Annotated in this window: 6 protein-coding genes and 2 tRNA genes; 3 read left to right on the forward strand and 5 right to left on the reverse strand. The window is 42.2% G+C overall.

All coding sequences use genetic code 11. The features are described from left to right. Window positions 1-8: 8 nt before the first annotated feature. From ACF8EG_RS15555 to ACF8EG_RS15565, 3 genes are all read right to left on the reverse strand, one after another. Window positions 9-1,811, reverse strand: a complete 1,803-nt coding sequence (locus ACF8EG_RS15555) for an Ig-like domain-containing protein (RefSeq protein ID WP_175423228.1) — start codon at window positions 1,809-1,811, stop codon at window positions 9-11. Window positions 1,812-2,652: 841 nt separating this feature from the next. Then, window positions 2,653-2,726: transfer RNA gene (locus tag ACF8EG_RS15560), tRNA-Cys, on the reverse strand. A gap of 73 nt (window positions 2,727-2,799) precedes the next feature. Beyond that, window positions 2,800-2,886: transfer RNA gene (locus ACF8EG_RS15565), tRNA-Leu, on the reverse strand. A 680-nt stretch (window positions 2,887-3,566) separates the two neighbouring features. Here ACF8EG_RS15565 and ACF8EG_RS15570 point away from each other — a divergent pair. Then, window positions 3,567-6,194 carry a hypothetical protein gene (locus tag ACF8EG_RS15570; RefSeq protein ID WP_079859007.1) on the forward strand — a complete coding sequence of 876 codons (2,628 nt, stop codon included), beginning with the start codon at window positions 3,567-3,569 and terminating at the stop codon, window positions 6,192-6,194. Window positions 6,195-6,303: 109 nt separating this feature from the next. Here ACF8EG_RS15570 and ACF8EG_RS15575 read toward each other — a convergent pair whose 3' ends face one another. Then, window positions 6,304-9,000, reverse strand: a complete 2,697-nt coding sequence (locus ACF8EG_RS15575) for an Ig-like domain-containing protein (protein WP_069507413.1) — start codon at window positions 8,998-9,000, stop codon at window positions 6,304-6,306. 784 nt (window positions 9,001-9,784) lie between these two features. Beyond that, on the reverse strand, window positions 9,785-10,573 hold the full coding sequence (locus ACF8EG_RS15580; RefSeq protein WP_069507414.1) for a thioredoxin domain-containing protein: 789 nt from the start codon (window positions 10,571-10,573) through the stop codon (window positions 9,785-9,787). 443 nt (window positions 10,574-11,016) lie between these two features. Here ACF8EG_RS15580 and ACF8EG_RS15585 point away from each other — a divergent pair, with 443 nt between their 5' ends. Both ACF8EG_RS15585 and ACF8EG_RS15590 read left to right on the forward strand, forming a co-directional pair. Beyond that, complete coding sequence (locus ACF8EG_RS15585; RefSeq protein WP_069507415.1) at window positions 11,017-11,949, forward strand: CHAD domain-containing protein; 933 nt, start codon at window positions 11,017-11,019, stop codon at window positions 11,947-11,949. 98 nt (window positions 11,950-12,047) lie between these two features. Further along, a complete protein-coding gene (locus tag ACF8EG_RS15590) occupies window positions 12,048-12,836 on the forward strand; it encodes a lipase (protein WP_020842190.1) in 789 nt (262 codons plus the stop codon). Window positions 12,837-12,858: the final 22 nt, after the last annotated feature.

Below are 12,858 nucleotides of genomic sequence, written 5' to 3' on the forward strand. Positions count from 1 at the left end.
TTGCTTTGTTATTTGTTCTTACCTTTGCCAGGTGAAGACCCGCCAGAATCAGGAGATGATTGCAGCGCCACAGTCACCATTGCCGTCGACGTAACATTACCGCTGGTGATCGTATAGCTAAAGCTGTCTTGATTCTTGAATCGCTTCGCTGGCGTGTATTGGATACTCCCATCAGAAAGTAGCTTCACCGTTCCTTTACTCGGTGCGCTCATTGCTGAGATCTCGACAGACACACCATCAGCAATGATGTCATTACCCAACACATTAATGGTTACCGTTGAAACTTTGCTCATCTGAACGTTATCGTCAACCGCCACAACATCACCACTGCCCGTTTGCTGCTCAGCAACGGCGTACGTTGCTTGTGTAGCCACGTTGTAAGCCTCATCTTTCGTGTTTACCACATTAAACGTCACAGGGTAGTCACCAGAGGTTGCACTTAGAGCAGAAGTCACCGCGATGGTAGCCATGCTAGATTCGCCAGACGCAAGGGAAATAGATTGAGAGCTCGCTTGCCAGCCACTCTCTACTTGAGCAGACACATCAAAACGAATCGTGCCACAAACATCATTCGCCGTGTTTGTTACCGTCAGTTGATATTCAACCGTGTCGCCAGCATTAACTTGTGTATCAGACGTCGCTTTCACAGACACACTTGGCGCAGACATCTCGCAAACGCTTGGAGTTACCGAACCACCAAACGATACGTTCACACCGGCAAAACCATTGGCTGCACTCGCAAGATTAATCGTGAGACCAGAAACTGGATCGGTGAAACTGTCACCCACTGGTAACGCGGTGTCTTTCCAATCCTTTCGGCCATAAACTTGGCTGTAATCCGAATTTGGCTTCATGTGCAGAATGTAACTTTCTTCCGCACCTTCTTCGACTAAACGAACAATCACACCGTCCGTCACATCACCACGAAACAGCATATAAGAGCGGTCATCTAAAAACTGGTCATAACCCATCGCTTGACGATATTCGACATAGAACCACTCCTTCAAGCCAGTATTAGGGTTCACACCGCGAGGTATTTTTAACGCGATGTTTTGTGTTATGTCTTGGGTTTCGTACTCTGCGATTTCATACAAACCATCTTGAATTGCCGTAAGAATGTTGGGTGATTCCGCATCATTCAACCATCCCATACGTTCTTTGTAGTACGTATTGATGTAACCCATATCAGGAGTACCCATAACATCGTACGAGTCGCCGTATTCAATTACGCTACAGTTACTCGATACCGACGCATCGCCACAATCCAACGCCTTGGCGTGGCTCAAACCAAGGTTGTGCCCGAATTCATGTGCAATCACTCTTGCTGACAGCGTGCCATCTATATATGCACGACTCGGGAACGTTTTCCCTGTTGTTGCAGAACCACCACCAGCACAACCCGATTGCGTCATGATGTAAATGATGCGCTGATAATCCTCAAGCACTACGCCATCAGCACGCGCCATTTTATCCGCTTCCGCTTGAACCGAAGGATAATCACACACCTGATTCGATACAGGCAATGTGTACCAACCTGCAACTTGACCACTTAGCCATGTCTTGCCGTAGGAGTTTTCTTGGTAAAAATCGTTAACTTCACCAAATACTAACGCGTGCGCCTCTTCTGACGTGATCGGTCGATCGTTAGGATTCTCTTTGAAATTTAATAGCATCACCAACGTATCTTGCTGGCCTATTGAACTGCCTGCGGCTTTGGCGTACTGGATATTTTGTAGAAATAGAAATAAGACGAGTAAGAAAAAGATCCCTTTATTTAGGGCGTGCTTATTCATGCGGAGTTTATCAATCACTGCTTCACCTGAAATAATTATAATAATTATCCTTCCCACCGAGTTAACGATAAGAATATATAGGATTAGATAGAGGTTAAAATTTAGAAAAAATAGAGCCAGAGCTTATTCCATGAATAATCTCAATTTTCTATACATAATGTATTTATTCTTCTAAAACATCACCAACATCAATAAATGAGGCAGCATCATAACAAAGCAAAAGGTTAAAATTCAACCAACCACATCACCAAATTACGTTAATTCTTTGTAAGTTCCAAAGAGTTTCAATCACATCAAACAGTTAAGCATCGATTGTTTTTTGCTCTAAAATTGAGAATATTCAATCATATCAATAATGAACCGATTGCACCCTTAAAAATAAAAAACACTACAAATCAAAGAAATACATGTCAAAAATAGAAAATGAGCGCTAAACTGTTCTCACTCAACTGCTATTAGTTTTTTACTGACCACATTTCAAAGTCTTACCTTAAGACAACAACAAAAAACAACAATTAACAAACAAAATAAAAACATTAATCACATTGCACACCAAGTGTGAACTTTATATTTAAGGTGGCATTTATATGAACATAATAGATATAAAATGATGACAATAATAAAATCACTCGAAAAATGCAGAAGCTTCACTCTACTATTCAATTCCTACCTGTGAATAAAAAATTGAACAAGATAAATAGTTTTATTCTGTAGAAAAGATGGAAATACACTTTGAATATGATAATGATGTGACAAACAGAATGATGATAATTAATTGTAGCCAGAACAAGAGAGGAAAATGATTTGTGGGCGCTATAAACGAAAAAAGCCAGTCATAAGAGACTGGCTTTCGAAATAATGGAGGCGCGTCCCGGAGTCGAACCGAGGTCCACGGATTTGCAATCCGCTGCATAGCCACTCTGCCAACGCGCCTTACCTGATTGTTTTCTCATTGTCATGAGAACGATGCTTTAAAACTGAATTTGAAATCCATACATCGTTTTGATGGTGCCCCGGGCCGGACTTGAACCGGCACAGCGCGAACGCCGAGGGATTTTAAATCCCTTGTGTCTACCAATTCCACCACCAGGGCAACGCAAATCTTTGCGATGGTAACACCATCTCTCAGCGGCCTGTGCCGTGAGAACGAGGCGTACTTTAACGGATTAATTTATCTGGTCAACAATAAATTTTATCTTTTTGATTCAGATGCTTAAAAAGCAATCCCAACAGCATAAATCACACGCAATTAGTGCAACTATCATTCAAATCGGTTCCTTACAATCTTGTTCGAATCCCCTTCCCTCACAGTCTCTACATTGACTTTGTTGGGCACAAAAAACCACAGCAAGACACATGACTTTCTCACTCGCTGTCAACAAAGTGTCCACCTGTAAACTCGAACACTACCCAAGTGGCACGTTTTTCTTTCCCTCCATAACCAACTGATATCCCGTTTAATTCCTAGGAATGGCCTCCTAGACCCTTTCCCAATAAGTTAACACTCTGTTCACACAAAGTGTTTTTGAAACAGTTTTAAAAAACACAAAATATTTAAAAATCAATGTAATAGGTGTTGGTTTGTTTTTTGCTCTCTAGTGGGCACCGACAAGCGCTCCACCATTCAAGTTTCAGAACACACACTTTGTGGAGCAATTGTCATGGGACAGGGGGCACAGCAGTTCGTGTGTTCAATGATGCCGGAGTCCAGTGTTGGCATCATTGGATACTTACATCGCCCTTTTATCAACTTTCAATGAGAAAAGAAGGTAGATGATGGAACATTTAATATACAACCGACATAAAGGGATACTCAGCGCTATGTTGATAAGTGCTGCCGCCTTTTATGGGTTAACCACCGCTTCACCTGCGAATGCATTAACCGAGCAACCTATTTATCCAGATCCCGCTAATTCAGCAAACAGCTGTATGGCGGACGCGTACTTCGATACTGGCGGTTCTGGTATGAAAGGTACGTTAGGTGAAGCTCTAAACTGTACCGCGAACGACGTTGAGATTACGCAGGTCATTCCTAAAGAGATAATCCTTCCAGATGGCAGCAGCTCTGGGAATTTGACCTGTACCTTGGGGGAAACCTTTAAATTAAAAGCAGATATTCGTGTGCGTGCTAATGCAGCAGAGCGCTGGGATACCACCTTTTATGTACCTCGAAAAGAGAACGTCGATCCAGACGTAATTTATCAAGATGGGGACGCATGTAGTGTCCTATTGCCAGTACCAGTTGGTGCTGGTGGGTTTGACCCTGATTATCTTGTCGCCCAGCAGCTTGATGGAGACGCCTGTGGTGATATTAAAAAATCTGAGCTAACCGCTGACGAATACACTCTAGAAGATGCTGTATTCGAAATTATCTGTGAGGATGACGGCTTAGATGGACAAGCTGACTTCAACTACTGTGCCGCGTGGGACAACATCGAACGCGACAACTGTTCTGAAGACAGCGCTTATCCTGGCCAAGTTCCAAACAACAAATCGAAATGTAAATGTGACAACTTCAACATTCCGGTATTCATTAAACCGAATCCACCAACTGTGTTGAAATCCGTCGAGCCAGCTAGCAGCAACGAGCCAGCAGGTACGTTCAAATATACTTTGACGATTACTAAAGCTGCAGGTTCAGCAGTTCAAATCACTAGCCTTTCCGATATCTATCGTTCAAGCACAGACGGTTCGATCTTTGAACAGTTCGATTTAACTGGCGGTGCAGACAACCAAGGTACGCTTAATCTGCTAGACACTGCGGGTAACCCGAATACTTGTAAGTCACTCAGTTATCCAATCATACTAACTGATACAACTCCAAGTACTTCTTGTAGTTTCTACGTTCAGATCAATGATGAAGATCTCCCAGATGATCCAGCCCCAACCACAGCGAACGCTGCGGGACAACCTGAGGAGCTTTATCAAAACTTCATTCGCTTTAGCGCTACCGATAATGAAGGTCGTGGCACTGTAATTGGCGATGATACCTGTGACCCTACCGATGGTGATGCAACAAACGATGATGGTAACTGTTCGAATGTCGTTACAGTTAAAATGATCAACGTCGACCCAGCCGTAGATATCACTAAAACCCCTATCAGCGGCCCAGGTTTACGTAATGTAGCTGGCGCTTGGTATATTGATGATGAAGGACTTATCACCTATGAAGTTACTGTGACCAATCTAAGTACAGTTGACTCGGCATGGGTAATCCAACTTGTCGATGATAACGGTACACCAGGAAACTTGGCCGACGATATTAATCTGTTAGCTGACAGCACGGGTTCTCCAGCCTGTAATACGGCTCCAGATAATCCTAACAGCGATACACCGTTAGCGAAAATGACTGGTTCCTTCACTTGTCGATATACTGTCGATGTCACTGTTGCGGATGGTAGTACCTACACCAATACCGTAAACGTCATTATCAACGACAATGAGGCTCGTGCAGCGAACGATATGGCGGTAGTCAGTGTGACTCGTGCCGAACCAATGATTACGCTTGTCAAAGATGTTGCCGTGTCTGTAGACGCAAACGTTCCAACACCAGCTATCGATTCAGCTTCGTTCATGCAATCTATCAACGTGGATGAACCGGGAGATGAGGTCGTTTACCGATTTACGATGACCAATGCTAATGCGGTAACCAAAGAAGACTTGACCGTGATTTCGTTGACGGATGACGTGCTATTTAGCAGCGTGAGAGCAAGTGCTTCTTCAACTCAACGAAGCGATGAGTGTTCGTTCCCTCAAGTGATTGAATATGGCACACCTTACATGTGTACCTTAGTCGCTGATGTAACTGGTAATGGTTCAAACGATCCAAATACAGATTACGACGACACATTCTTGCTAAATACTGCATTCGTCACAGCTAAACGCGATCCAAATGATGCAAGTGAACCTGAGACCAAATCGAACGAAGATACTGCTCAAGTGAACTTTGATAATGTGCTTCCGCAATTTGAAGCTAACTTCGGTTTCCATGCCAACGTATTTGTCAAAGTAACCAACAGCAGTACTTTTGAAGACATTACTTTGAACAAAATGTCGATTCGCGGTGTGAGTATTCCTGATGCAACCACCCCTGGTGATGTTGATGTAGGTACTCTATTCAGAATCTTCGATGACTCTGGTACGAGCATTGAAGGTGTGCTTGACTCTGCATTCCAACAATTGCTTGATGGTTACTGTAATGTTGGACAAACGATTCCAGCTGGCGAGACCTATGCTTGTTTCGTTCGTGTTCAACTCTTCAATGCACTTGGTATTTTCGATACCTTCAGCGCCTCTGGTTCAGATGATGGTATTGTTATAGAAGTGCTGGATGATGACGGTAGTATTCGAGCTGCAGAAGTGGAAGTTACGGTTCAAACTCAAGATGTGATTCAACCTTAATGTTTGAATGCACTAAAAATCAGCAAGGCCTACCTTACCTTAAAAGAAATGCCAGTCAGAACTTCTGACTGGCATTTTTGTTTTTCTAGAGCAACTTGTCTAAGTCAACTTACTTGTTTCGACCTTTGCCTTTGCTCCCCGTAGAAGTACTCGTATCAGAACTACCAAAACCAATATTCACCGACGCAGAAGCCGTATTCACGCCATCACTGATGGTGTAACTAAAACTATCGCTACCTTTAAAGCTTTTCGCTGGAGAATAAAGCAATTGACCATTTGATGTAATTTGAACGGTTCCTTTCGCGCCTTGAGTCACTGAGATAACCTTCAACGTATCTCCTTCGGGATCACTGTCATTCTTGAGTACATCGATAGTCACTGGCTCTTTCGATGTCAACGTCACAGAATCGTTTTGAGCGGCAGGAGCGTTATTTTCCGTGACTGGAGCGACAATACTCACACTCACTACTTGGCTAGCATTCAAGCTTGCATCAGCAGAATGTTTCGCATTGATAACAATGTTATAAGTACCGTCAGTAACTTCAGTGCTCGATGTTACTGTCATTGTAATAGATTGGGTTTCACCAGGAATCAAAGTCATAGCACCACTATTCGCACTCCAGCCATTTGGAACATTTGCCGCTAGCGTGAAAGTAGTCGCGTCACAAGTTGCGCTATCTTGGTTGGTAACCGTCGCTGTGTAACTTACTGTACTACCCGGTTCAAAATCCCCGTTTTGGTTAGTAGACATGATGAGAAATGGCGTCGATAGCTGACAAGCTTCAACTGCAGTTTCAACCACATAATTTGCGGTAGCACTCACGTCGTAGTCAGTATCAGTAACATTTGTCACGTTGAATGTAATGCCGTAAGTCCCGTCTATCGCAGCTTGATCCGAAGTCACATCAACCGTCACTGTATCACTCGTACCAGGAGCCAAATTTAACTGAGATGGCGTTGTCACCCACCCACTTGGAGCATTTGCTTCAATAGCGAAATTCGATGTTGCGCATCCATCACCATCATTGTTAGTTACCGTAACCGAATACCCCACGGTGCTACCAGACTCTACACCTGAAACTTGATTGGAAACAACAGCAACACTCGGCATGCTTGGCACACACATAGGCTCAGCGAAGCTAACGTGGACACTTGCGCCTGAGCTATCAGCCCATTCGGTCGTAATGGTAATACCGGCTTCTGTATCCTCATACGTATTGCCCGCTATCAAGGCAGCATCAATCAGGTCTGAGCTCACACTGTTAGGCGTCATATCAAGCAGTTGGACACTACTCAAATCATCTCCGGTTACAGCGTGGAAAACGACGCCATCCGTTATTGTAGTTTGCCCTTCAAGAAAACTATCAAAACCGATAGGTTGACGGTACTCAATGTAATACCACAATGGTTGTCCAGATGCCGCATCAGTCCCACGTTTAATCCTTAGACCTTTAGCTGCACCTGCTGGCGCCGTTTCATAGGGTTCCAAAGAATATGTGCCGCTATTGGTAACCGTAATGACCTCTTGCTCGGATGGTTTAATCCAACCTAACTGTTCTTTGTTAAAGGCATTAAAATGACCATTAGATGTTCCCATAATGTCCAACGTGTCACCGTACGAATAGTTGTAACACGTACCACCGACTATGTTTGTACCGCACTCTAATGCTTGAGCGTGATGAAGGCCAAAGTTGTGACCTAATTCGTGTCCAATCGTGTTCAACCTAAATGCGCCGTTAATCCAAGCTCTTGACGGGTTGCCACCAACGGTACCCATTCCAGACCAACCGCAGTTCTCTACTTTGGGATAGATATAGACTTTGCGTGAATAGCTAGACGTATCAATGCCATCCGCTTCAGCGGCTGCCGTAATGTAACTTTCAAAGCCTTTGTAATCACAACTGCTATTAATCGGCAAAGTGTAGTAACCGTGTACATCACCACTCAACCATGTCTGACCAAAGGAGTTCTCTTTGTAGAAGTCGTTAACCTTTCCAAAAACCATGTCTTGAACTTCATCAATGGTCCACGGTTGCTGCGGATTATCTTGAAAGTTAACCAGAAGCACCAACGTGCGCTGTTCGCCAAAAGTGTTTGATAACGCAGCAGAACTCGTCGTAGTCGATGCTGTAACCGTCCCCGTGCTGTCTTGCGCTAACACAGACAGTCCATCCGCTTCGTCAGCTACGACTAAAGCGTCCAATTTATCTGCTACGTCTTTGAACTTCCAACCACGCGCACGTACTTTTGCACCCGACTGAATCGCGTTGATTGGTGATTGAGAAGAACCGTGAACCTCAATAAAGCCCTCAGAGGTGTTTAGTACGTGTCGAAGACGGCTCTTGCTGTGATCTTCAAAATCTTCGTAGAAGACTTCCAGTTCGCCTTCTAGCGTTTGCTCCTGCTCTAGCAAAGCTTGTACTTTTTCAGGCATACCTTTGCGAGCTTTTGCAGTCAGAGCAACCTGCGCTACCGCGCTAGGATCTGACTGAAACAACTCGGAAAGCAATGCTTGACGACCGTGAGCAAGAGAAATCATTTGCTCTAAATAGTGATGTTTGTTTTTCGCCGATGCACCGCGATAATCAGCCATCGCCTGCTTTAATGCGCTGGTATTATCTTGAGCCTGTTGGCGTTTTCCCTTAGCAGTAGGTGAAACCAGTTTTTCTTGTTGAATCACATGTCCATGTGGGATGTCTTGCGACTGCGCCGTCGCGTTGAATGTCAGAGATAAGAGGCCGATAAGAGCCGTTGTTGATAGTTTAAATGTATTGGAAGTAACAATATTAAAATGGGTATTAAACATACTTAATTTCTTATGTATTTTTATCTTTGGTTCTTAATTTTTGCGCAGCAGAAGCCCGCAATCATGTCGATCGCTTGACGGTTATGGAGCGCAAATAACTAGCCTAAACGCATGAATTTCCATTCATTTCGAAAAGCTACAAACGTTAAAGGTAAGCAATAGATGCTAGAATTAGAACCCCAAAGACATCTAATAATTAGTCAATAAGATGCCGTGCCTTTTAACAAAAATTAAAAAGCAAAACTCTAAAATAGTCATTTATTATTTAGGTTAAACTTGCATTAGTAACACAAGATAAATTATTTATTTGCATGCAATAAATTTACCCCTCTTTCCTATTTTTTAAGCGTAGGTTGGTTTTTGAAGGTAAAATCCTACAAACACAGTGATTAAATTTCAACCAAAAACAATTAATTTTTATCGCAAGATCAAACATTCTTATTTAAAACATGAATATATAAGAAGATTTAAATTACAAGTAAAATGCCAATCCCAATATGAATTCAGCTTAATATAACTTTGCCATTTTAATATATGCTCAAAGTTAACCCATGAAAAATAAGAAATTTATCTTAAATAACCAAAAATTAACACAAACAAAACAATTATTAAGCATCGATGATTTAAGAAGATCTATGTGTGTGGTTTCAATTCACAAGAACAACTATAAATATCGACACCTAATATCAATATATAAAGATAAGCTCTAAATTAATAAACTGGTTAATTTAGATAAAATAAAAGGCAACTAACATTAGTTACCTTTTATTCAATATGAAAAATATTATTTTGCTTTATCACTATTCGATAACTGCTCTAATAGCGACTCAAACACTGCATACCGCTGCGCGCCCACTACTATCTGTGGTTCTACAAGTTGATCGTTTTCGACGCGGCCAATTAAGAAACTTGGCGTACCACGAATGCCCAAGGATTTTCCTAACGTCAAATCTTGTTCAACTTTGTCAGCAATTGATTGATCTTTCATGCACTTATTGAACTCTTCCAAGTTCAAAGATAAATCTGTGGCTGCTTTTTGATAGAGCTCGCCTCCTAAGTCTTTGACATTGCTAAACAGCATATCTCGCATTGGCCAGTAGGAATTTTGTTGAAGACTACACGTAGCTGCGATCGCAGCACCCATGGCTTTCGCGTGAAAACTCAACGGGAAATCGCGCGCAATATATTGCACTTTACCAGTATCAATATAATTTTCTTTTATCTGTTTAAAAGCACTGTCTGTAAATCGTTTACAATAAGGACATTGAAAATCAGAAAATTCAATAATAGCAATTTTTGCGTCTTTACTTCCAAGAAGTGGCAGTGTGCCATCTTCAGTAAAGTTAGGTTGATTTGGCAAAGTCGGTGGCTCTTTTTTGGGTGGGTTCCATGCCAAATCTTTCATTTCTTTCACTTCATTTTCTATCTTTCCTACTTCTTTTGTTAGTTGGCTGATCTCTTGTTTTAATGACTCAATTTCTGATTTTAGCTTATCGTTATCATCCGACTGACAACCCGTTAAAAACTGCAGTAATACTAACGGTATGACGATTCTTACTGTTTGTATAAACATCTCACGCCCTCACTATGAAATAGTACGAATATAAATTCGCACTTTACTTATCCCTATTAAAAGACTTGCTGAGATGTCATTGACAGAATATGCCTGTTAAGTGATTAGAGAAAATTTAAACTATCAGTAATAACAACAAGCTACAGACTTCCATCTAATCTGAGTATTAATAAATGCCGAATAGCTATTAACACTGACGATAAGACAGCAATTTCTTTCAAGTTGGTAAAAAGTATTGTAAAGGAGTCGATATAAGTCAATTCGGTTAATAATATGGTTATAAAAAATGGTCATATTATGCTTATGTAAAATGACGATCGGCTAACGACATGTATTTAAAACAATTAATTTATTGCTTGGTAATATTTCGATTTATTTGAACGACTTTTATGTCTATGCAATATCAACCTCTACACTTAGTCTAAGTATGTTGGAGGAAAACCATGAGCGCCCCACCAAAATCTTCAAGTCGATTGCCACTGCATCTCGATTCCGAACTCTGCTTTGTATTGCCTGATTTTCTTACGAGAGAGCTTGAGTATGCTCGTTCGTTAGAGCAAGGGATCATGGATAACCTTCACCCTGAATTTACACATCAATATCGCGTCACGTTACGGCGCATGCGCTCTTTATGCGTTTTACTCAGCGAAGTGATTCCCTGTTTTGAGTTAGCCATCCTCAAGCCTCATTTAAAGACATTAATGAAACAAACGAACTTATTGCGAGACCTAGATGTGTTCACTTTAGACACCAACCAGTATCTTGCGATGTTGCCAGAACAGCATTCATCATTAACGCGCATTTTCGCGGATATTGATGCCATGAAGAATGCTGAACAAGTGCGCGTAGCAAGTTGGTTGGCATCACTTGCTTACCAAGCGCATTGCGCTGTGGTTCGAAACAGCCTTGAGCGAACTAAACAATACGACTTGCTAAAAAACGACATTGAATTAGTGACGTTCGCAAATCAAAAGATTGCCGACCAGTTTAGAAAAGTAAATAAGTCACAAAGAAAAATCTCGCCCGCGAGTAAAGACGATGTTATTCACACATTACGCATTAAATGTAAAGCTCTGCGCTACCTGCTGGAGTGCTTCTCTGCTCTCTATCCCGCACAACAACACAAAGAAAACGTGAAGCAACTTAAGCTACTTCAAGACAAGCTCGGCGACTTCAATGACACTTCGACTCAAATTGCGTTTTTCACCCAGCTCCGCAAAGACAAACGCTACAACAAACAAGATCGCCAAGTACTCAAATCTTTGATTAAGGAAATAAAACAGGCTCATGAGCAATCTCGGCAATCTACCTTACTTCGTCTAAAAAGTTTTGATTCATTTATCAATGACGCTTCGACGTTAGAGATTTACCGTTAACCAAGAGGACTGAACCGGTAACACATTCTGCTGATGTTCACGTGTTCTTCACACTCGCTCACTAGAGTATAAGGTTGGACAGTTTTAAGTAAGACAACGTGAAACCACTAAAACGATACCAATACGAACGCTACGCCGTACTGTGCAACCTCGCGTATCCAAGAGTCTTTAAACAAACACGTTATGGCTTCGATCCCAATGGTCAGCGAGTCATCCGAAACGAACACGGCAAGATTATGATTCGCGTACTGTGGAGCAAAAACCGCGATGAAGTCGTGGTCGTTATTAAAGGTTCTCACAGCGTTACCGATTGGTTGCTCAACTTTGCTATGTGGACACGAAGCTGCCGGCGATTAGGTCTCAACTACCGTATTCACGCAGGGTTTTATCACCTATTGTTCCAAGAAAGTTTACCTAGTAGAAACGAAGATCGCTTAGGTTTGAGCGTGATAGAACGCCTAGAAGCAACCGTTGTCCCGCTTATTCTGCAAGGCAAGCGCATTTCGGTGACAGGCCACTCTTCTGGTGGTGCAATTGGTAGCGTGTTTGCGGATTACATAGAAAAGAAGTATCCGAAAAGCATCAAGCGCGTTGTGACTTTCGGGCAGCCCGCCATTGGTGACTGGACGTTCAAACGTCGCTATCGTCTGGCGCATAAAACCTACCGAATTTGTTGTGATATCGATATTGTGACTTTCATGCCTCCGGTGCCTTTTCTTTACTGGCACGTCGGAAAAATGCTGTGGCTGTACAATGGCAGAATTTATGAGAACACGCCGACACTCATTCGCCTCGGGCGTTCACTATTTAGTTGGCTGATTCGTCCGTTTTCTTACCATTTAATGAGTAAGTACATCCGAAACAAAGACTTTTTCGATGAACGTTGATTGAAAAACCAAACGATAGACA

It is taken from the genome of Vibrio sp. YQ_11 (genome assembly GCF_043103065.1).
Lineage (GTDB): Bacteria > Pseudomonadota > Gammaproteobacteria > Enterobacterales > Vibrionaceae > Vibrio > Vibrio parahaemolyticus.

What these genes read in the sequence shown, in the direction of transcription:
- ACF8EG_RS15570 (WP_079859007.1), top strand. Translation starts at nt 3,567, where the DNA reads ATGATGGAACATTTAATATACAACCGACATAAAGGGATACTCAGCGCT.
- ACF8EG_RS15575 (WP_069507413.1), bottom strand. Translation starts at nt 9,000, where the DNA reads ATGTTTAATACCCATTTTAATATTGTTACTTCCAATACATTTAAACTA.
- ACF8EG_RS15580 (WP_069507414.1), bottom strand. Translation starts at nt 10,573, where the DNA reads ATGTTTATACAAACAGTAAGAATCGTCATACCGTTAGTATTACTGCAG.
- ACF8EG_RS15585 (WP_069507415.1), top strand. Translation starts at nt 11,017, where the DNA reads ATGAGCGCCCCACCAAAATCTTCAAGTCGATTGCCACTGCATCTCGAT.